We start from the raw sequence: 20,939 nt of genomic DNA, 5'->3' as shown, positions 1-20,939 counted from the left end.
AAAAAGGCTTACCGAGAGGTAAGCCTTTTTCAGTTGGCCAATGGTCCATGTCTGCTACGGAGCATGCGCCAGATGGATCAGACAATCCCCCCGACCTTGCAACAGCCAGCCATCAGACCGAAAGCGTCTTGCCATCCACCGGATTGCCAATCGTCAGGAAATGCCCACCGGCCACATGGTGCAAAGTGCGCAAACCGTCATGCCCTTCAAAATGCCAACGTCCATCGCTGAACACCCGCGAATCAGCCTGCGCCGCGATCACCTCGGCCAGGAACAGATCGTACTGTTCATGATTGCGCGGCTCAGGCAACAACCGGCATTCGAGCCACGCCACGCAGCCGTCCAGCATGGGTGCATCGATTTGCGTGCCGGCGAAGGTCTGCAAGCCATAGGCCTGGAACTTGTCCTGGCCCTGATCGCGATTGATCTGAAGACCCGACGTCGAACCCACGGTTTGCACGATGTCGGCCTGATTCACACAAGGAACGTTGAGAACAAAGGTGCCCGACGCCTCGAGCAACTGCCGGGTCCAGGTGGACTTGTCCAGCACCACCGCGACTTTGGGCGGTTCGAAATCCAGCGGCATGGCCCAGGCCGCAGCCATGATGTTGCGCTGCCCGTCGTGAGTGGCGCTGACCAGCACGGTCGGCCCGTGATTGAGCAATCGGTAGGCTTTGTTCAGGGGAACCGGACGACGAAAGGATTCGCTCATGGGATCTGCTCCGGGAAAAGAGCCGATTGTAGCGGGATAAAAACGGCGAAGGGATTGCCCTGGACAATCCCTTCGACTGGCAGATATCAGCTCGACAACTGGTTGGCGAACTGGCCGACCGCGTCCACCACCTTCTGTGCGCCATCCTGGATCTCGACGATCACCGTGCCCGCTTCCGCCGCCAGCGCCAGCCCTTGCTCGGCCTGGAGCTTGCCATCGGTCATCAGCGCCACGGCGTTGCGCGCCATGTCCTGGTTCTGCCGGACCACACCCACGATTTCCTCGGTGGCCTGGCTGGTGCGGGAGGCCAGTTGCCGCACTTCGTCGGCCACCACCGCAAAACCGCGCCCCTGCTCGCCTGCCCGTGCGGCTTCAATGGCTGCGTTGAGCGCCAGCAGGTTGGTCTGTTCGGCAATGCCGCTGATGGTCTTGACGATGGTGCCGATCACCTGCGACTGCTCGTTCAGCGCCTCGATGCCTTCGCCGGCAGTCTGCATGTGCCGCGACAGGTCGCGCATCACATTGACCGCCTCGGTGACTACGCGAGTCCCGCGCTGGGCGGTGCTGTCGGTCTGCAAGGAGGTGCTGTAGGCAATGTTGGCAGCCTCGGCGACCGCTTGCTCCTGATTGACCTGATCGGTGATCACGGTGGCGAACTTCACCACTTTGTAGAGCTTTTCATTGGCGTCGAGCACCGGGTTGTAGGAAGCCTCCAGCCAGACTTCCCGCCCATGACTGTCGATTCGCTTGAAACGGCCGGCCACGAATTCACCATTGTTCAGGCGACGCCAGAAGTTCTGATACTCGGCGCTGTTGGCCTCGCCCGGTTCGCAGAACATGCGGTGAGGTTTGCCCTTGATCTGCGCCAGGCTGTAACCCATGCCCTGGAGAAACCGGTCGTTGGCGTTCAGCACGGTGCCATCGAGATCGAATTCGATGACAGCCGTCGAGCGTACCAGTGCGCCTATCAGGTTTTCGTGCTCGCGGGAGGCTTCGATGGTGCGGGTCAGATCGCTGGAGAAAATCGAGAAATGCTTGATGCGTCCGTCCGACGAACGAATCGGCTGGGCAATCGAACGCAACCATGCTTCCTCGCCATTGCCACGCAACAGACGCACCGCGCCGGCAAAGTGCTCACCACGGCTCAGTGCGGCCCGAAAGCGATGATGGAACTCGTCGGATTTGACATGGGCCGGCACGATGTCTTCGATGGCACGGCCGATCAGGTCGTGGCTCTTGTAGAGCATTTCGTTGAGGAAGTTCTGGTTGACCGATTGAATCCGCCCGTCGGGCTCAAGGGTCAGTACCAGCATCTCGCTTTCCAGACTCTCCTTCACTTGCAGAAGGCTGGAGAGTTCTTCACGAAGAGCCGCCAGCTCTTGCTTGAGGCGTTTGTTGAACATGGGAAAGCACCGATGGACTGGATGGAAAGCGGGTTACAGCCTAACCATCGGCCTTGGAAATCTTTTCTGAAGTGCGTTCGGGCCTTGTCCTACAAAAATAGTTACGGCTCGAAAAGTCAGGCGGTTCCAGCCACCTGACAATGCCCTGCACGCGGCATGCGCGAGCCGAAATACGCCGCACTGCCGACGCCTACGGCCCCCATCACCGAGCAGAACATCACGCAGATCCATGGGCTCCACGGCATCAGACCGATCAACAGCAACGGTGTGAAACTGGCCCACGCGGCGTAGGCAATGTTGTAGGTGAAGGAAATGCCCGACACGCGAATCCGTGCCGGAAACAGGCTGACCATCACGGATGGCACCGCACCGACCACTCCACAGCCCAATCCGGCGATGGCGTAGGCGAGACCGACCCAATCCCCGCCGCTGATCAGACAGCTGTAAAGCACGCCCATCCCCAGCGGCAGCAGCAGGCTGTACAGCATCACCGTGCGCCAGGCGCCGATGCGGTCCACCAGGCGCCCGGCTATCACGCAGCCGATGTTCAGGAAAACGATACCCAGCGCACTCAGGGCAAAGGTATGGCCGGCGGTCATGCCGAAGGTTTTTTGCATCATGGTCGGGGTGATGACCACGAACACCACCACCGCTGAAGTCAGCACGCAGGTCAGGATCATGGCCGGCAGCATCGCCAGACGATGCTCGCGCAACACCGTGCGCAACGGCAGTTCGACCCTGGCCTCACGCTGCGCTTCCATGGCCATGAACACCGGCGTTTCGCTGAGCCAGCGCCGCAGCCACACCCCGATCACACCGAATACGCCACCCAGCAGGAACGGATAGCGCCACGCGTAATCGAGCACTTCGGCAGGCGTGAAAACCTGCGCCAGAGCAGTCGCGGTCAGCGCGCCGATCAGGTAACCGAAGGTCAGCCCCGCCTGGAGAAAGCCCAACGCATAACCGCGATGCCCGACCGGCGCGTGCTCGGCCACGAACACCCAGGCGCTCGGCACTTCACCGCCAACCGCCGCACCTTGCAGGATGCGCAGCGCCAGCAGCAACAGCGGTGCGAAATAGCCGATCTGTGCGTAGGTCGGCATGATCCCGATCAGCAGGCACGGCAGCGCCATCATCAGGATGCTCAGGCTGAAGACCTTCTTGCGCCCCAGGCGGTCGGCGAAATGCGCCATCAGTATTCCACCCAGCGGACGCGCCAGATAGCCGGTGACAAAGATCCCGAAACTTTGCAGCAGGCGCAGCCACTCAGGCATTTGCGGCGGGAAAAACAGCTGGCTGAGTGTCAGGGCGAAGAATACGAAAATGATGAAATCGTAGATCTCCAGCGCCCCGCCCAGGGCCGCAAGGCCAAGGGTCTTGTAGTCGGAACGGCTGAACGGCGCCGGTCGGGCAGTGGAACGGGCAGTCATGGCAAAGCACTCTGGCAGGCAAAAAACCAAGGCGCCCATGGTCTACGCAAATGCCTCGATGGACAACCCGTTAGACCAAAGTCTGATTCAGCGAAACACGGTCACAAAAATCCGCCGGTTGATTTACTGTTGGCACCTGTCCAGACGGGCTGGCCAAGCCCCGAAGACCACAATAAACATAAAAATCCGAGGTACTCCCGTGGCCGTTGATATCGAAGATAGCCGCTCTGCGCGCTTTGCCTTGCGCTGCTCCAGTTTTGCCGAACGCTGGTTTCCCGACTCCTGGGTGTTCGCCGCCCTCGCCGTGATCATCGTGGCCCTGGCCACCCTGGCCATGGGCGCCAGACCCACCGATGCCGCCATGGCCTTCGGTGACGGCTTCTGGAGCCTGATCCCCTTCACCATGCAGATGGCCTTCGTGGTAATCGGCGGTTATGTCGTCGCCAGTTCACCGCCCGCCGTAAAGCTGATCGATCGTCTGGCGCGAATCCCGAAGAACGGCCGCTCCGCCGTGGCCTGGGTCGCGCTGATTTCGATGGTCGCATCGTTGCTGAACTGGGGCCTGTCGCTGGTGTTCGGCGGCCTGCTGGTGCGCGCCCTCGCCCGCCGCAGCGATCTGAAAATGGATTACCGTGCCGCCGGAGCCGCGGCTTATCTGGGCCTTGGCGCGGTGTGGGCATTGGGTCTGTCGTCGTCCGCCGCACAATTGCAGGCCAACCCAGCCAGCCTGCCACCGTCGATCCTGTCGATCACTGGCGTGATTCCGTTCACCCAGACGATTTTCCTCTGGCAATCGGGGGTGATGCTACTGGCACTGGTGGTGATCTCGATCATCATCGCCTACGCCACCGCGCCCGGCCCGAATTCGGCGCGCGACGCCCAGGCCTGCGGCATCGACCCGGCCTTCAACCTGCCGCCGCTGCAACCGCGCACCCGCCCGGGCGAATGGCTGGAGCACAGCCCGCTGCTGATCATCGTGCTGGTGCTGCTGGCGGCCGGATGGCTGTTCCACGAGTTCTCGACCAAACCGGCGATTACCGCGATTTCCGGGCTCAACACCTACAACTTCCTGTTCATCATGCTTGGCGCATTGCTGCACTGGCGCCCGCGCAGCTTTCTCGATGCGGTGGCACGGGCGGTGCCGACCACCACCGGCGTGCTGATCCAGTTCCCGTTGTACGGCTCGATCGCGGCGCTGATGACCACGGTCAAGGGCACTGATGCCCAGACGCTTGCTCACCATATCTCGACCTTTTTCGTCAGCATCGCGTCCCACGACACCTATGCGCTGCTGATGGGGGTGTACTCGGCGATTCTCGGTTTCTTCATTCCGTCCGGGGGCGGCAAGTGGATCATCGAGGCGCCGTACGTGATGCAGGTGGCCACCGACCTGAAATACCACCTGGGCTGGGCCGTGCAGATCTACAACGCCGCCGAGGCACTGCCGAACCTGATCAACCCGTTTTACATGCTGCCGCTGTTGGGCGTGCTGGGGTTGAAGGCGCGGGACCTGATCGGCTTCTCCTTCGTGCAACTGCTGGTGCACACGCCGTTGGTACTGCTGTTGCTGTGGGCGCTGGGGACGACGCTGGCGTATACGCCGCCGGTGATGCCGTAGCAATTGAAGTTGTCCGACGGCACGGAGTTTCTCTTCTTACAAAGCCCGTTGCACTGTCTCACGCGCCACGTGGGACAGTGCTGACATTGCCAATCGCCGTGTTCGTTTAGCTTGTCTCGGATCAATAACCCCTTGTCCAAGGAAGAACCGATGACACCGATATCCAAAACGCTGGAAGAACTGATCCGTGAAATTTATCAGGACGGCAGCGTTTCCGTGGTCGAGTACAGCACGCTACGCGACACTGCGGACCTGCGTATGGAGGCCGTTACCCGTGAATTTGGCCAGCACAACAATCTGACGGCCTTCCAGAAGGCGATGGACGTGGCGATGCAATTGCTCCAGACCTCCGTCATCGATGCCAAGAAAGCCAGACTCACCGACACCGGCGAAGCGATCGTCAGGGATGCGGTGACGGCTCAGGTCGAATACTTGCGCGCCGGCAGCGAGCTGGCGTTGCGTCTTCTGTGATCGATTGAACAACAGGAAGACCTGCGGGGGTGAGCCGCCTCCCCCCCAATTTGCATTGCTTCAGCGCCAAACGGTAACCGAACCGTCACATTCCCTTGCTAGCGTCCGCCCGAAACATACTGAAACAATTAAGCATAAACGGACTTCTACATGAACGACGACACCGACGGCAAAGCCCCCTCATCGCCTGAATCCGGCAATCCCACCGATACCAGCCGCCGCCGTTTTCTCGGTGGTGTCGCGGTCCTGGGTGTGGGCGCCACGCTGGCCGGGTGCGGGAATGCCGCTGATCAGCCGGGCAAACCCGACGAGCGTCCGCTCTCGCCTGCCGAGCTGGACAAGGCTCTGCGCGAACAGGTGAAGACCGTCGTGGTGATCTACGCCGAAAACCGTAGTTTCAATAACCTGTTCGGTGATTTCCCCGGTGTGGAGAAGCCGCTGTCGGCACTCAAGCCCGAGCAATACCAACAACGCGACCGCGACGGCAGTCTGCTGCAAACCTTGCCGCCGGCTTGGGGCGGGGTGTTGCAAATCGGCCCGCAGACACTCGATGGCGTGACCTATCCCAACGCCGTGCAGTTTCAGGAAAACCTGCCGAACGCACCTTTCGCTCTGAAAGGCCCGAATGCCGAAGACCTGCCTTTGGGTCTGGTCACGCGGGATCTGTGGCACGTGTTCTATCAGAATCAGATGCAGATCAACGGCGGCAAGAACGACGGCTTCGTCGCCTGGGCCGACTCCGGCGGCCTGACCATGGGGCACTATGCCCAGAGCCGCTATTCCCTGCGGCTGTGGGACGTGGCTCGAGAGTTCGTGCTGTGCGACAACTTCTTTCAGGGCGCATTCGGCGGTTCGTTTCTCAACCATCAATACCTGATCAGCGCCACCGCGCCGTTCTATCCGAACGTCGCCAACTCGGTCGCCAGGAGCCAGATCGCCGCGCTGCAAAGCGATGACCCGGCCGACCCGCGCCTCAAGCCTCTGGAACAATCGCCGGCCAGCGCCATGACGGGTCCGCCACAGTTCGGCCCGAGCGCACTGACCCCGGACGGTTACGGGGTCAACACCCTCGCTCCGCCCTATTGGCCGACGTGGATCCGCGACCCGGAACGCCCGGCCTATTCCAAGGCCGATCTGCCAAACGTCCTGGTGCCTCAGACCCACGAACACATCGGTGACAAGCTGTCGAAGAAGAACATCGACTGGGCTTGGTATGCCGGTGCCTGGCAGGCGACGCTGGATCAGTTCAAGGATTCCGGCGGGATTCCGAAAATCCCCAACTTCCAGTATCACCATCAGCCGTTCAATTACTTCCAGCAACAGGGCCCGGAGCATCCCGAAGAGCGCAGCAAGCGTCTGCGCGACGCCGGTCTGGGTGACGAGTCCAGTACCAACAAATTCTTCGCCGATGCCGAAGCCGGCAAACTGCCTGCCGTGACGTTCTACAAACCCCAGGGCAACCTGAACATGCATGCCGGTTATGCCGACGTGGCCTCCGGAGATCGGCACATCGTCCGTGCGTTGAAAGTGCTGCGGGAAAGTCCGCAGTGGAAAAACATGGTGGTCATCGTGACGGTCGATGAAAACGGCGGCTGGTGGGACCATGTCGCGCCACCCAAGGGCGACCGCTGGGGGCCTGGGTCCCGGGTGCCGGCACTGGTCGTGTCACCGTTTGCCCGCAAGGGCACGGTGGATCACACGGTCTATGACACCGCATCGATCCTGCGTCTGATTACCCGGGTCTTCCAGCTGGAGACATTGGCAGGTATCAAACAACGCGACGATGCGATGATCGGCCGGGGCCAGAAGCCAATGGGGGACTTGACCAACGCCCTGCAGTTCCAGGCCTGAGGGCGAGCCCGGCGAGCCGGCTCAAAAAACCGTGGCTGACGGCTTCTCGCCATCACGCGGCTGATCCAATATGTGGCGCACCCGAACAACGGGGAACCCACGCTGAAAAGGATCTGAGCATGTTCAAACTCGCAGGACTCACCCTCGCTGCGCTCACGTTGAGCGCAGCCGCCCACGCCGATGTCGACCTGAAACTGGGCAGCACCGAACGCGTCACCCGCCTCTTCGCTTATCCCAACAATTGCAGCGTGATCTGCTTTCGCAACTGGACGCTTGAGCAGACCGTCGCCCACTACCTGAGCCAGAGCGTGCAGCGCGATGGCTACACTGGCGCCAAGGTGCTGGTGAAGAACGACAATGATCAGATCCATGCCGAGATCAGTGGCGTGCCGAAAGGCTACGACAAACCGCTGACCGCGCTGCTGGATGCCGGCGACCTGGCCTATGCCGGCGCCAGCAAACTCAACGCCGACGGCAAATGGGCGTACAGCTGGTATCTGTTCCTGCCGCTGGGCATGGCGCTGGAAAACCGTAAAAGTGTTGAACTGCTGCACTTCCCGCCGGATTACTCACTGACCCAGGCTCAGGACTACCTGCGCTCCAACACCACCGATCGCTGGGCCGCGCTGTTGACCGACAATGGTATCCCGGCCAACCAGACGCCGGCCTACCAGACCATTGTCGACATCGCGCCCATTGCCGCGCCTGCCAGCGCCGGCAGCGATCTTGAGGGCGTCTACGGCTACTTCAAGGACTACCAGACCACCATGGTCAAACAGGTCAGCGTCAGCACCAGCGGTGCCGCCCTGCCGATGGTGGCCTTCGGAGCACCGGTGCGTAACTGGATCAAACAGCAATACGGACCGACCGTGAACGTGCTCGGCCTGGCGACCATCACTCCGAGCGCCGGAGTGAACGTGCCGGTACTGGGCTCCAACCACCCGAGCTACATCTGGTACGCCGCCGACCCCAAGAGCTACACCGGCGACGACGCCCAGGCCAAGGCCGATGCGGCCGGTCTGAAGGTAATGGGCCAGGACCTGAGCGCCGCCTGCTGGCAGGCGGGGATGGGCAGCAAACCGGGCACCGATCCGAAAAACCTGCTGAACAGCTGCACCCAGACCTGGCAGGTGACGCAGAAGGTCAAGACCTGCGAGTTGTTCTACACCTCGATCCGCAACCTGACCGCCGAACAGGCCGCTGCCAAGTGCGCCACCACGCCGATCAAGGCCCAGTTGCAACAGCTCCAGAGTCCGTTGCCGGACACCGCAGAGCCTGCTCCGCATATTTGATGCAATACCGTCTCCCCGTGTCAGCCCTGGCTGACGCGGGGAGGCGTCTTTAACGCCTGTCAGATATGACAGTAGATCTGCTATTTCATATAAGCGAACATTGGATCCAATGTGTTGCGAGGGACGAAAGGAGTTCGCCCCGCAGAAGTAGCAGCACCTGGCTGACAGGGAATGTTATGAATACGCACGTGCTTTACCCGCGTTCATCGCGCAATACCGAGGGAATCTACCCTTTCGTGGCGCTTCCCGTGCGCCTCGGATTCCCTGCGCGCGCCGACTTCGAAGTGATTCACGATGGCAGAGGAAAACCTTGCGCAATCGTCGCGCGCCGGGAATTCCTGCGCATCACCCGCATGTGCAGGATCTCGGGCCAGTTGCTGCCCTACCGCGGCGGTCAGACCCGGCAATTGCAGGCCGGTATCCATATCTACGATCCACGTTTCTGCGGGTTGATCGAACACTCCTGCGACCCGAACGTGTTCATCGACATGAGCGAATTGTGGCTGTGGGCCCTGCGGGACATTCAGCCGGGCGAGCGACTGACCATGGATTTCACCGCCACCGAAGACAAACTGCTCAAGCAGTTCGCCTGCGGTTGCGGATCAGCTCATTGTCGCGGCTGGATCACCGGTTACGACGAACCGCCCAGCCTTGAAGGCCAGCACTATTTAAAGAACTGGCTCCGCCAGGGCGTGCGCTGACTCGCGGTTTACGGCGCGCCGACCGGGCGCAAGCGGTACTGCGGCGGCAGTTGCTCGAAACCGCTGATGGTCGTGTTCAGGCTTTTCCAGCGACCGTCCTTGATCCCGTAAATGCAGCCATGGACCGACAGGCTCTGCCCACGATGCCAGGCATTCTGGATGATGCTGGTGTGGGCGACGTTGGCCACTTGCTGGATCACGTTGAGCTCGCACAGTCGGTCGACCTGCTCTTCTTCGGTCGGCAGCCTGGCGAGTTCTTCTCGTTTTTCGTAATACAGATCACGGATCGACCGCAGCCAGCCATCGATCAGGCCAAACTGACGATCCTGCATCGACGCCCGCACGCCACCGCAACCGTAGTGCCCGGTGACCAGAATGTGTTTGACCTTGAGCACGTCCACGGCGTACTGGATCACCGACAGACAGTTGAGGTCGGTGTGCAGTACCACGTTGGCCACGTTGCGGTGCACGAACAGATCGCCCGGCAGCATGCCGACGATTTCATTGGCCGGAACCCGCGCATCGGAGCAGCCGATCCACAGGTATTCAGGCGTCTGTTGACGGGCCAGTTTGGCGAAGAAATCCGGGTCTTCCTTGGTGATTGCGTCAGCCCAACGCTCGTTGTTATCAATCAGGTCTTGTAAGTCATGCATGCTGTAAGGCCTCAAGAAAGATGCGCTGGTTTGACAGACGACCGTCCGTCGGGGTCACGAAGGGATCGCAAGTGATTTCGTTGGAATTCTCATGAGCCCGGTGAGTCCACCTCAGTAAGGCCCACAGTATGAGGATTTGCCATGACTGATTCACGACGCCCCTTCGACGCGGTACAACCGGAGCCCATCGATGACAACGAAGACCGTATGGGGTCGGTGCATGAGCTGGATTTCGACGACGAACAACCCAGCGCGAAGATCGGCGATGAATTGCCGGATCGCGAGCGCGAACGACGCATCCCCCGTGAACGGGTGCGTGAAGCCGGCATGACCGGCGCCTCGGTGGCAGATCACGAGCCGACCGACGATGACCTGAGTCCGGAAACCCTGATTCGCGAAGACGGCGCGCGCGATGCGGATGAGCCGGGGGCTGGCAATCAGGCGGATTGGGACTTGAGCATTGTCGATGAGGAAAACATTGGCGGCGCAGATGGCCTGGATGAAGCGGAACTGGCGCGGCGCGATCCGATTGACGGCAAACGCTGAAGGATTCTTGGAAGCTGCCTCGGGTGAAGCAGCTTCTACCACCGGTCACTCAACCAGGGTGCAGGCCATGACCACCGCGTCTTCACGTCCACCCACCGCCGGGTAGTAATCGCGGCGGCGGCCGATTTCATTGAAGCCGTAGCGCTCGTACAAGCGGAACGCCGATGCGTTGCTGTCGCGCACTTCCAGGAAACATTCGCGGGCATCCGCGGCATAGGCACGGGACATCAGGAACTGGAGCAAAGTCAGCCCAAGGCCTCGTCCCTGATTTTCCGGTTTGACCGTAATGTTCAGCAGGTGCGCCTCATCCAGAATGATCTGCACCACGCCGTGGCCGACCTGCTGCTCGCCTTCGAACATCAGCCAGATCTGGTATTTGCCCAGCCCGTCGAGAAAAATACCGCGAGTCCAAGGGTGGCTGTAGGCCGCGTATTCGATTTTCAGCACAGCGTCCAGATCGGCTTCGACCATCGGACGGAAAGTTACAGCATCACTCATTCGCTTCTTTCCAGCGCGCCATCAGCCGACGCATGGCTTGCCACACCGCGGCTTTGCGTTGTGGCTCTTCCATCAACAATTCCAGTCCCGGCACGGCCCAGGCCAGGCCAAGACCTTCGATCTGCCATTCACTGTTGAACGCTTCGGCGTCCTTCTCACCGGCAAAGCGCACCGCCGGCAGACCGATCAGCCACAGGCAGGCACACGGAGACGTCTCCATTTGCACCGAAAGGAATCCCTGGACGAAATCCCGGGCCGCCTCCGGGCCCTGATCCATGGTGCCGCGCACCAGCAGCGGCCAACGCACCGGATCGCCGACGATCTGCGGCGCATCCGGCAGACCGGCGGCCCGCAGCATGTCCTTGAGCAGCAGATAGGCAGGATCCCGGCTCTGGAACGATTCGCCGGTGGGCAATTCCACCAGCAACAGACAACGACCGGCGCGCAGCAACTGCAGGGTGAATCTGGGCGGCGGCACCGGTGCAGGACGCGCGACCACCGGCGTCTCTTCGGCCTCGTCCACCGATTTGGCGGCGGGACGGCTGCTGGCGGGTGTCGGTCGCGGGACCTCGATCTTCGGCCGCTCGACCACGCGCGCGACCGGCTGCACTGGCGCGTCGGCTTCGTGGGCCGGCGCCACGGGCAGCGAAACCTCGGGCTCCGGCTCCGCAGGCTCCAGCAGCTCGGGCCGCGACGGTGCGGCAAAGGGCAATTCGGTGCGCGGCAGCCAGTTGACCACCTGCATGGCGTTCAAATAGGCGCGGCGGCGGGACTCGATTAGCAAGGGTCGGCCACTTGTGGATAACTGAAGTGCGCTGATTCTACCGCCCTTCGCTCAAGATCGCTTGCGCTTGATCGATAGTCTTGACCACCGCTCTTCACCTCAGAAAAAGCGACAGCCCGTCCCGAGAGTGAATCGCATCGCCCGTGATGCAGTACAATCGCGGCTTTTAATCGCCAACCAGCCGGCCATTCCGATGATCGAACCCAAGCGCGTCTTGCGCGCCCTCGCTGAACACTGGGCACTTCTGGAGCCACTGTGCGAGCACTTCGACCAGGGCACCCTGAGCCTCAACGAACTGCGCACGCAACTGGCCGCCCAACAACTGGAAAGCACGCCGCAGGACATCACCAGCCTGCTCGACGTGTGGATTCGCCTCGACATTCTGGTGCCCGTGGCGAAAAGCCCGAACCGTTTCGAACTCAACGCACAGATCCACGACTTCCTCGCCTACCTGCGCCGGGAGCACCGGCTGGGCCTGTGTCTGGAGATCGAAGCCTACCTGCGTCACCTCGAACGTCTGGCCGGTTATATCCAGGATGCGTTCGACGTCCGCGACGGCAATGATCTGGCCCGTCAGTTGCGCCTGCTCGACATGCGTGTGCGCGACGTCCTGAAGAAGCTCGACAACGACGAACAGGCACTGGTAGCCGTGGCCGAACGGGCCAAGACCAGCGACCGGCAGATCCCCCTGCGCCAGCGTTACGCCGAAGTACTGGCGACCTGGGACGAATACGTCGAACCCATGATCGATCTGGTGAACGCCGACGGCGCCTTCGAACAAGGCGTGCGCAAGGTCGAGACCGTGCTGTTGAAAATGCTCAGCGAACAGCAGCGCCTCGGCCATCTGGTCGATGACGACATGCTGCTGCGCACCCACGCGCGCATCCTCGAAATGCAGACCAGCGCCCAGTTGACCCTGCGTCACGCCCGGGAACTGCTGCTGCCGCTGCGTGAAGAAGCACGCCGACACAACGCCGTGACCCGTGGTGCTGCGCTGGCGCTGGCCGCGATCCGCCGCAAGGGTATCGACGCTGTGCCACAAGCCGCGATGCCGCTGTTCACCCGGCCGCAAAGCACCTTCCTCGGCAGCGCCAGTCAGGTTGAAGCCTACGTCTACGCTCTGGCCCGATTCGAGCCGAAACCGGCACGCTTCCCCAAAGCGCACAAATCGCAAAAGACCGGCGATGCCCCGCGTGCGCCGCGCACAGTTCGGGAAATGGTCGACCGCTGCGAAGAGTCCCTGCCGATGCCGGATCTGATGACCTGGCTGCTGGAGCAGGAACCGGACGGCGCCACCGACGAATTGCTTTACTGGTTCTCGCGCCTGTCGCGGGAAAAACGCTTCAAGCGCGAGCGTCTGGAACGCCGCGAATACCACACTCACGAGCACCGGGTCAGCCTGCGCTCCTTCGCCCTGCTCTCGGCCCGCGACCCTGCCGCCGAGGATTCTGCGAGCACTCCACATGCATCTTGATCTTTCCGAACTGTCTCAACTCGCGCCGATCTTCCGCGAGCTTTTCAAGGGGTACCACGTCAGCCGTCGCGACCCCGAACTGTATGCGCAACTGTCCAACTTTCAGGACCAGTACCGCACGCTGTTCAAGGCTCTGGGTTTCGAACTGGTCTGCGACACCCGTGGCTTCTATTACTTCGTACCGGACATGGCCGCAGCGGCGGTGAACAAGACCGCCCAGCGTCTGGCACTGTTCACCTTTATCCTGGTCGAGCACCTGGCCGACCAGGGGCGCGACCCGATTGCCGTGCTGGACGGCGGCAGCCTTGGCCGCGACGAACTGCCTTCGCTGCTGGAAAAATACCGCGACCTGTTCATCCAGGCCGAAGTGCAGACCGTTGATGAGCTGGAAGAAAAAATCATGCGCCGCATGACCCAGCTCGGTTTCGCCGGCGAAGAAAACGGCGTGTACCGTTTCCTGCCGCCGATGCACCGTTTCCTCGACGTGTGCCTGTCAGTGCAGCAGGACCGTGATCTGGCGGCCAGCGTCCACAGCGTCCTGCCGTTGCCGGCGCCGGTGCTGATCGACGAAGAGGCCGAAGCCCGACTGCTGGAGACCGACGACCCGCTCGATTTATCGGAATTTGAAGAAGAAAGCGAAGAAGAGGCACTGGCCCGCGCCATTGCCGAAGAACAGGAGTCCGATGCATGAGCCAGGAACGCTACGGCATCCGCCGCTTTGCCCTTTTGAACACGGCCGGCTACAGCCTCGGTCTGTTCCCGCTCGAAGAGCCGCTATCGGTCTACGGCGCGAACAACCTCGGCAAATCCGCCTCGATCAACGCCTTGCAGTTCCCGATCCTGGCGCGCATGTCGGACATGAGTTTCGGCAAATACAGCCTGGAACAGTCCCGGCGCTTCTACTTTGCTTCCGACACCAGTTACATCCTCGTCGAAGTGAACCTGCCCCACGGCCCACATGTGATCGGCGTGGTCGGTCGCGGCCCGGGCGGCGGTTTCGGCCACCAGTTCTTTGCCTATGCCGGCCAGCTCGATCTGGCGCATTACCAGAAAAACGATACCTGCCTGCGTCAGAAAGAACTGTTCAGCAATCTTGAGAAGGAAGGCCTGAAGGCCTACGAGCTCAAGCCGGATGAACTGCGGCGTCTGCTGGTCGGCGGTCATACGTCGATCCCGCTGGACCTGACGCTGATCCCACTGCGCTCTACCAGCGAGCAGAGCCTGAAGACTTTCCGTGCGCTGTTCATCAACCTGCTGCACATGCGCGAAATTACTGCGGCCAAGCTCAAGCAGCTGTTCCTCGATGCCTTCGAACACAGCCTGCGCTCCGGCAGCGTCGATTACATCGCCGCGTGCGAAGAAGCTTTCCGTGACGTGCGCCGCATGGAACAGGACTACAACTCGCTGGTGGCCGCCGGTCCGCTGGTCGAAGCCTTGGCCAACGGGGTGAAACATCGCGACGTGCTTCGCGGCAAGCTGCATCGTCTGTCGCCACTGCTCGACTCGTTGCTCGGCACCTGGTCGGACTACGCCACGGCGCGCAAGGAAGAGCTGACGATTCAGGCCGAACACTACCGTCGCGAGCAGGACGATCTGCAAAACGATCAGCGCGGCGGCACCCAGGAACTGATGCGACTGGAACGGGAAATCTCCGGCATTCAGCGCTGGCTCGGCGAGTTGTCGGTGCTGAAGAACCGCTTTGCCCTGATCGATGACGTCAAGGTGCTGGAGCAGCAACTGCTCGCCGCCAAGGACGCCCACGATGAACTGGCCGGTGCGCTGGCGCAGTCCCGTCAATTCAGCGCCGAGGATCTCGAAGAACGCCTTCGCGATCTGGAAAAACGCCTGAAGTCGGTGAAACAGCAACTCGATCATGCCGACAACAACAGCTATGCCCGTCTGCGTGAAGAGTTCTCGCAACAGGACGTAGAACGCCTGATGCGCCTGTTCAACAGTGCGCTGTTCAGCCTGCCGCTGGGCGAGCACGGCATCACCCTCGACGACGATGGCGAATGGGTCAAATCGGTCGAACTGATCCTCGACGGCTTCAAGGGCGAGCGTTTCGAAGTGCCGGGCCTGTCGATCGACATTTCGCACATCGAGCCGCCGGCACTGCAAGCGCTGGCTGACCGTGCCGCGCTGCGCGATCAGAAAGAGCGATTGGAGAAAGAGCTCAAGCAGCTCAAGACCCAGCAAGCCGTGGCCGCCGACCGCGCCGCGAGCAAGACCCAGACCGAAGCGCTGTACCAGCAGGTGCTGGACGCGCAGAAAGCCCTGGAAGATTTCCGTCGTACCCAGACCCTGAGCGCCGAAGAAGGCGACAAGCTCGAGCAACTGGCGCAGATGGAAGCGGCGCAGGACGAGCTCAAGCGTTCCAGCGATGCGTTCACCGAGCGCGTCCAGCAACTGTCGGCCAAGCTGCAACTGGTGGGCCGGCAGATTGCTGACATGGAGGCCAAGCAACGCACCCTCGACGATGCCCTGCGTCGCCGTCAGCTGCTGCCGGCGGATCTGCCGTTCGGGACGCCGTTCATGGATCCGGTCGACGATTCCATGGACAACCTGTTGCCGCTGCTCAATGACTATCAGGACAGCTGGCAAGGTCTGTTGCGTGCCGATGGCCAGATCGAAGCGCTGTACGCGCAGGTACGGCTCAAAGGCGTGGCCAAGTTCGACAGCGAAGATGACATGGAGCGCCGACTGTCGCTGCTGATCAACGCCTATGCCCACCGGACCGACGAAGCCCTGACCCTGGGCAAGGCGCGTCGCGCCGCGGTCACCGATATCGCCCGGACCCTGCGCAACATCCGCAGCGACTACGACAGCCTCGAGCACCAACTGGCGCTGTTCAACCGCGAGATCAACAAGCGTCAGGTGTCCAACCTGCAGAGTTTCCGCATTGTTCTGGCCCCGAACAAGGAAGCCCTCAAGCACATCGACCAGATCATCCACAGCGCAGGTCAGTACGAAGAAGGCGAAACCCTGTCGGTGTTCGATCTGAGCCAGAGCGCCGAGCAGGACAACAAGAACGAAGAGGCCAAGGAATACCTGGCGCGGCTGGTGGCGGCAAACCACAACCAGCTCGGCCTCAAGGACCTTTTCGAACTGGCGTTCGAGATCACCAAGGTCAACGGCCAGCCGGTGATTCACACCGATATCGATGGCGCGGCGTCCAACGGCACCACGATGACCATCAAGGCGCTGACCAACATGTACTTGTTGCTGCACTTGATGGACCGCGATCTCGCCGGTCGTGTACGTCTGCCGTACTACCTCGATGAGGCAGCCGATATCGACGAAAGAAACCAGGCCGCTTTGCTGGAAACCAGCCTGCAGCTGGGCTTCGTGCCGATTCTGGCGAGTGTGAAGCCGCAGGTCTGCGCCAGTGTCGCCATCGACTTGGAAGGCGGCAGCGGCCCCGCCGGCATCTACATCGACGAAGCGGACTGGAAATACATCCGTCGCCACGATGCGGTGAAAGCCACCCTCAATGTCGAGGCGGACGAGCCGGAGCTGGATGAGGTTTAACCGGCGAGCATGAAAAAGGGCCGTGATCCGATGGATCACGGCCCTTTTTCTTTGGCCCGGAATTACTTGTCGAGGGAAATCTTCGGCGCCCAGGTCAGCCATTCGTCTTCGAACTGGTCAAACAGCGGGAAGGTTTGCTCGGGCCGTGCCGGACTCCCCATGCGTTCACCGTCCGGTGTGGCGAAAGCGATACCGCCCTGAATCACCGTCTCCAGAGACTCCGTGCGCACCGTCATGCCCTTGAACAGACCGATATCGAAACCGACGCCGCTGGTGTTCCAGAAGCGACTGCCGCTGCGCACCAGCGGTGCATACTTCGGTTCGATCAGGATGTGTACCAGCACGCGGTCTGCGGTCTGCCCCAGTTCGTAACCGGTGACTTTACCCACCGTGATCTCGCGGTAAGTCACCGGTACGCCCGGCTTCAGCGAACCGCGACGGGCTGCGCTCAGTACCAGACTCAAGCCGGCCTCTTGCTTGGCCAACTCGGGTGGATTGGCCAACGCCACGAAGTTCTTCTGCGGGCCGAGGCTCTTCGCCGCCGGCTGGACTTCGATGTACTGACCCGTGACCAGTGTTTCCAGATTCGAGGTCTTGATCAACCCCAGCTCCGGCTTTACGACCCAGAACTGGCTGCCGACCCGGGCAATCTTCTCCGGTACTTCCGTGATGCGCGCGGTGAGGATCACCGATTGCAGGTCATCTGTCAGGTCGACACTTTCGATCTTGCCGACATCCAGCCCTTTGAAGCGCACCGGCGTGCCACTGCGCAAGCCATCGGCACGATCCACCTTGATGGTCACCACCTCACCTTTCTGGTTGGCCTCGTCATGGTTGGCGAACAGACGGAAACGCGGAATGCGCTTTTGCAACGGCGCCTTGGCTTGCGGCGTCTCGAAGGCGATACCGCCGGCCATCAGGGTCTGCAAGGACTCGCTCTTGACCTGAATCCCCCCCGTCAGACCACCGGTCAGCGTGATGCCGCTGACGTTCCAGAAACGGGTGGAGGCGTTGACCAGGTTCTCGTATTCCTTCTCGATATGGACGCCGATCACCAATTGTTTTCGAGTCTTTGAGAACTGATAGCTCTGTACCGAACCGACCTTGACCTGCTTGTAGAGGATCGGGCTTCCGACTTCGATCGAGCCGAGACTGTCGGTGAACAGTACCAGATGCAGACCCGGCGCCTTCAGATCCAGAGGCGGCGCTTTCGGCCGGGCCTCGAATTCACGTTGCGGCGCACCGCCTTTGTCGCCCGGTCGCACGGCGATGTAGTTGCCTTTGACCAGCGCTTCCAGCCCCGTGATACCCGCCAGGGAAATCGACGGTTTGACTACCCAGAACTGGGTGCCGGTTACCAGATATTCTTCGGCCAATGGATCGAGGGTCAGTTCTGCGGTGGCACTCGACAGATCCGGATCGATCTTCAGTGCCTTGAGGTTACCGACCTGAATGCCCTTGTACATCACAGGTGTGCGGCCGGCCTGAAGGCCCTCGAAATCAGTGAGTTTGACCTTCACCCGGATCCCGGCTGCGGCCGCATCGAAATCTTCGTAAAGGCGAAACGGCAGGCTCGGATCGGTTGGCGGGCTGTCCTTGCGGTTCTCCGGTGTGGCGAAGGCGATGCCGCCGGCGACAATGCTTGCCAGGGACTCACTGCGTACTTTCACCCCGGTCAGGTTGGCGTCGATGCTGATGCCGCTGGCGTTCCAGAATCGCGTATGTTTACGCACCAGTTTGGCGTAGGTCGGCTCGATGAACACCTTGAGCTCGACGGTGCTCTGATCTTCCGACAGTACGTAACTCTTGATCTGGCCGACCTGGATCTGTTTGTAGAACACCGGGCTGCCACGGTTCAGCGAACCGAGGCGGTCAGCCTTGATTGTCAGGTGCAGGCCGGGCTTGGAGTCCGACAATGGCGGCTCCTCGGCCAGGGCCTTGAACTTGCGGGTCGGCTCGCCCTCCCCCGGGCTGACTGCGACATAGTTGCCCGAGACCAACGTTTCAAGCCCGGTGATACCGGCCAGGGTCACGCTGGGTTTGACCAGCCAGAAGCGGGTACTGGTCTTCAGGTATTGATCGACATCCTTGTTCATCTCGATGGTGGCGATCACGCCTTTGGTACCACCTTCGTCATCGAGTTTGAGGGCTTTGACCTTACCGACGGACATGCCTTTGTAGACCACTTCGGTCTTGTTGGCCTGGATGCCTTCACCACTTTCGAAGCGCACCTGAATTTCGATGCCGGTTTCGTTGTAGGCACGCCATCCCAACCAGCCGCCAATGATGAGGGCAATCAGGGGCAGTACCCAAATGGCAGACCAGTTCGAAGCCGGTCGGGTTTTCGCTACAGGCAAATCAGTCATGGTCGGCGTCCGACTCCGTGTTATCCCAAATCAGTCGGGGATCGAAAGTGACAGCGGCAAGCATCGTCAGAATCACCACACTGGCGAAAGCGATGGCGCCAAGATTGGCTTCGACGCTGGCTAGCCGGCCGAAGTTGACGACCGCCACCAGAATGGCGATCACGAAAATATCCAGCATCGACCAGCGGCCGATGAATTCGATGAATCGATACATCCAGATCCTTTGACGGGCGGATAATGGCTGACGGCGTTGCACCGAAAACAGCAGCAACGCGATACCTACCAGTTTGAAGGTCGGCACGAGGATACTGGCGATGAATACAACGGCCGCGATCGGAATCATGCCGTGCTGCACCAGTTGGATCACGCCGGACATGATTGTGCTGGGATCACCTTGTCCCAATGAGCTGACCGTCATGATCGGTAAAACATTGGCCGGGATATAGACGATGGCAGCGGTAATCAACAGCGCCCAGGTGCGGGCCAGACTGTTTGGGCGGCGGGCATGGACCCATGCACCACAACGGGTGCAGGTTTGCTCATGGCTGTCCGGGTCCTGCCTGTTCAATTCGTGACATTCGGTGCAAATCAGAATGCCCGCATCAATCGCCCGCATGAGCATCTTCTCCTGATAAAGCCTGCCAGATCTGGTGCGGTGACATCACCACTTCCAGCCAGACCTGAACCAACAACAAACCGATGAAACAAGCCAGACCGAGACCGATGGTGATGGCTGCCATGTCTGCCAGTTTGACGATCGCCACCAGGACGCCCATGAGGTAGACCTCAAGCATGCCCCAGTCTCTGAGGTGGTGATAAATGCGGTAGAGCAACAAGCCGTAGCTACGACCGATGTTGAAATGGATCGTCAGCAACACGCACAACTGACACAGCAGTTTCAGCAGTGGAATCAGCATGCTGCACAGAAATACGACGACTGAAATACCACGCATATCGGTATTGAACAGGCCGACTACACCGCTCCAGACAGTGTCCTGCGACGATTGCCCGAGAACATTGAGCTGCATGATGGGTAAAAAGTTCGCCGGCACGTAGAGCAACAGTGCGGCGATGACCAGGGCAAGACTGCGCTGCACCACGTTATGGCGGTGGGCAAACAGTTCGTAACCGCAGCGCGGGCAGAGTGCTTTCTCACCGTGGGCAAGCCTGGGCTTGCGCATCAGCAGATCGCACTCATGACAGGCCACCAAGTCATCCAGCGGTAAATCTGACAGCCCGGGGGCGTCAACCGAATCTGACATAACGGCTCTGGCTCCGAAAAAGATGGGGGATATTCTAGTGTTCTGATTCGAAAATAACTGTGCAAATTTGTTCGATCCAGCGGACAAAAACTTTCCTGCGCGCAAAACAAAACCCCGACTGCTTTCGCAATCGGGGTTTCGGAATTTAATCTTGACGATGACCTACTCTCACATGGGGAAACCCCACACTACCATCGGCGATGCATCGTTTCACTTCTGAGTTCGGGATGGGATCAGGTGGTTCCAATGCTCTATGGTCGTCAAGAAATTCTGTGTGCCAAATCGTGGCCGGATGGCCTCGCTTCAGCAAATCGGGTATGTGACAGCTGTCGGTGTTTGTGAACTCGAAC

Annotated in this window: 17 protein-coding genes, 1 rRNA gene and 2 pseudogenes; 9 read left to right on the top strand and 11 right to left on the bottom strand. The window is 60.7% G+C overall.

Annotated elements, in window-relative coordinates; genetic code table 11:
• Window positions 1-112: 112 nt before the first annotated feature.
• The 4 genes and pseudogenes from BBF94_RS22585 to BBF94_RS22575 all read right to left on the bottom strand — a co-directional run bounded on the left by BBF94_RS22585 (window position 113) and on the right by BBF94_RS22575 (window position 3,545).
• Window positions 113-712, bottom strand: coding sequence for a flavin reductase family protein (locus BBF94_RS22585; protein ID WP_065261184.1), 600 nt, complete (start codon window positions 710-712; stop codon window positions 113-115).
• An 86-nt stretch (window positions 713-798) separates the two neighbouring features.
• Window positions 799-1,230, bottom strand: a pseudogene (locus BBF94_RS28480) (methyl-accepting chemotaxis protein); the annotation flags it as partial.
• 108 nt (window positions 1,231-1,338) lie between these two features.
• Window positions 1,339-2,025 (bottom strand): annotated as a pseudogene (locus tag BBF94_RS28475) (PAS domain-containing protein); the annotation flags it as partial.
• A gap of 206 nt (window positions 2,026-2,231) precedes the next feature.
• The gene (locus tag BBF94_RS22575) at window positions 2,232-3,545 is read right to left on the bottom strand and encodes an MFS transporter (protein ID WP_065261182.1); all 1,314 of its coding nucleotides are present in this window, start codon (window positions 3,543-3,545) and stop codon (window positions 2,232-2,234) included.
• Window positions 3,546-3,744: 199 nt separating this feature from the next.
• On the opposite strand from BBF94_RS22575, the gene BBF94_RS22570 reads away from it, so the two are divergent.
• The 5 genes from BBF94_RS22570 to BBF94_RS22550 all read left to right on the top strand — a co-directional run bounded on the left by BBF94_RS22570 (window position 3,745) and on the right by BBF94_RS22550 (window position 9,478).
• On the top strand, window positions 3,745-5,163 hold the full coding sequence (locus tag BBF94_RS22570) for a short-chain fatty acid transporter (RefSeq protein WP_065261181.1): 1,419 nt from the start codon (window positions 3,745-3,747) through the stop codon (window positions 5,161-5,163).
• A gap of 150 nt (window positions 5,164-5,313) precedes the next feature.
• Window positions 5,314-5,634, top strand: coding sequence for a hypothetical protein (locus tag BBF94_RS22565; protein WP_065261180.1), 321 nt, complete (start codon window positions 5,314-5,316; stop codon window positions 5,632-5,634).
• A 150-nt stretch (window positions 5,635-5,784) separates the two neighbouring features.
• The gene (acpA, locus tag BBF94_RS22560) at window positions 5,785-7,485 is read left to right on the top strand and encodes an acid phosphatase (RefSeq protein WP_065261179.1); all 1,701 of its coding nucleotides are present in this window, start codon (window positions 5,785-5,787) and stop codon (window positions 7,483-7,485) included.
• Window positions 7,486-7,604: 119 nt separating this feature from the next.
• The gene (locus BBF94_RS22555; RefSeq protein ID WP_065261178.1) at window positions 7,605-8,777 is read left to right on the top strand and encodes a hypothetical protein; all 1,173 of its coding nucleotides are present in this window, start codon (window positions 7,605-7,607) and stop codon (window positions 8,775-8,777) included.
• A 176-nt stretch (window positions 8,778-8,953) separates the two neighbouring features.
• A complete protein-coding gene (locus BBF94_RS22550; RefSeq protein WP_065261177.1) occupies window positions 8,954-9,478 on the top strand; it encodes an SET domain-containing protein-lysine N-methyltransferase in 525 nt (174 codons plus the stop codon).
• An 8-nt stretch (window positions 9,479-9,486) separates the two neighbouring features.
• On the opposite strand, the gene can is transcribed toward BBF94_RS22550, so the two are convergent.
• Window positions 9,487-10,131, bottom strand: coding sequence for a carbonate dehydratase (gene can / locus BBF94_RS22545; RefSeq protein WP_065261176.1), 645 nt, complete (start codon window positions 10,129-10,131; stop codon window positions 9,487-9,489).
• 141 nt (window positions 10,132-10,272) lie between these two features.
• Here can and BBF94_RS22540 point away from each other — a divergent pair, with 141 nt between their 5' ends.
• Window positions 10,273-10,677, top strand: a complete 405-nt coding sequence (locus BBF94_RS22540; RefSeq protein ID WP_065261175.1) for a serine kinase/phosphatase — start codon at window positions 10,273-10,275, stop codon at window positions 10,675-10,677.
• A 45-nt stretch (window positions 10,678-10,722) separates the two neighbouring features.
• Here BBF94_RS22540 and rimI read toward each other — a convergent pair whose 3' ends face one another.
• Entirely contained in the window at window positions 10,723-11,175 is a 453-nt protein-coding gene (gene rimI, locus BBF94_RS22535) for a ribosomal protein S18-alanine N-acetyltransferase (protein ID WP_065261174.1), read from the bottom strand.
• Window positions 11,168-11,920 (bottom strand): energy transducer TonB, encoded by a 753-nt coding sequence (locus BBF94_RS22530; RefSeq protein ID WP_065261173.1) that lies wholly within the window; start codon window positions 11,918-11,920, stop codon window positions 11,168-11,170. Before BBF94_RS22530 ends, rimI begins: the two co-directional genes overlap by 8 nt.
• Window positions 11,921-12,152: 232 nt before the next feature.
• On the opposite strand from BBF94_RS22530, the gene mksB reads away from it, so the two are divergent.
• The 3 genes from mksB to mksF are packed head-to-tail and all read left to right on the top strand — an operon-like array spanning window position 12,153 to window position 16,961.
• Window positions 12,153-13,433, top strand: coding sequence for an Mks condensin complex protein MksB (gene mksB / locus BBF94_RS22525; RefSeq protein ID WP_176704497.1), 1,281 nt, complete (start codon window positions 12,153-12,155; stop codon window positions 13,431-13,433).
• Window positions 13,423-14,124 carry an Mks condensin complex protein MksE gene (gene mksE / locus BBF94_RS22520; protein WP_065261171.1) on the top strand — a complete coding sequence of 234 codons (702 nt, stop codon included), beginning with the start codon at window positions 13,423-13,425 and terminating at the stop codon, window positions 14,122-14,124. Before mksB ends, mksE begins: the two co-directional genes overlap by 11 nt.
• The gene (mksF, locus tag BBF94_RS22515) at window positions 14,121-16,961 is read left to right on the top strand and encodes an Mks condensin complex protein MksF (protein ID WP_065261170.1); all 2,841 of its coding nucleotides are present in this window, start codon (window positions 14,121-14,123) and stop codon (window positions 16,959-16,961) included. Before mksE ends, mksF begins: the two co-directional genes overlap by 4 nt.
• Window positions 16,962-17,023: 62 nt before the next feature.
• Here the strand turns inward: mksF and BBF94_RS22510 are convergent, their stop codons facing one another.
• From BBF94_RS22510 to rrf, 4 genes are all read right to left on the bottom strand, one after another.
• The gene (locus tag BBF94_RS22510) at window positions 17,024-19,327 is read right to left on the bottom strand and encodes a PqiB family protein (RefSeq protein WP_065261169.1); all 2,304 of its coding nucleotides are present in this window, start codon (window positions 19,325-19,327) and stop codon (window positions 17,024-17,026) included.
• Window positions 19,320-19,943 (bottom strand): paraquat-inducible protein A, encoded by a 624-nt coding sequence (locus BBF94_RS22505; protein ID WP_065261168.1) that lies wholly within the window; start codon window positions 19,941-19,943, stop codon window positions 19,320-19,322. Before BBF94_RS22505 ends, BBF94_RS22510 begins: the two co-directional genes overlap by 8 nt.
• The gene (locus tag BBF94_RS22500) at window positions 19,930-20,589 is read right to left on the bottom strand and encodes a paraquat-inducible protein A (RefSeq protein WP_065261167.1); all 660 of its coding nucleotides are present in this window, start codon (window positions 20,587-20,589) and stop codon (window positions 19,930-19,932) included. Before BBF94_RS22500 ends, BBF94_RS22505 begins: the two co-directional genes overlap by 14 nt.
• Window positions 20,590-20,738: 149 nt before the next feature.
• Window positions 20,739-20,854, bottom strand: a 5S ribosomal RNA gene (rrf, locus tag BBF94_RS22495).
• Window positions 20,855-20,939 lie beyond the last annotated feature (85 nt).

The organism is Pseudomonas bananamidigenes (assembly GCF_001679645.1).
Lineage (GTDB): Bacteria > Pseudomonadota > Gammaproteobacteria > Pseudomonadales > Pseudomonadaceae > Aquipseudomonas > Aquipseudomonas bananamidigenes.
The sequence above is the reverse complement of the archived record's forward strand: the minus strand, read 5'-3'. Positions and strand labels throughout refer to the sequence as shown.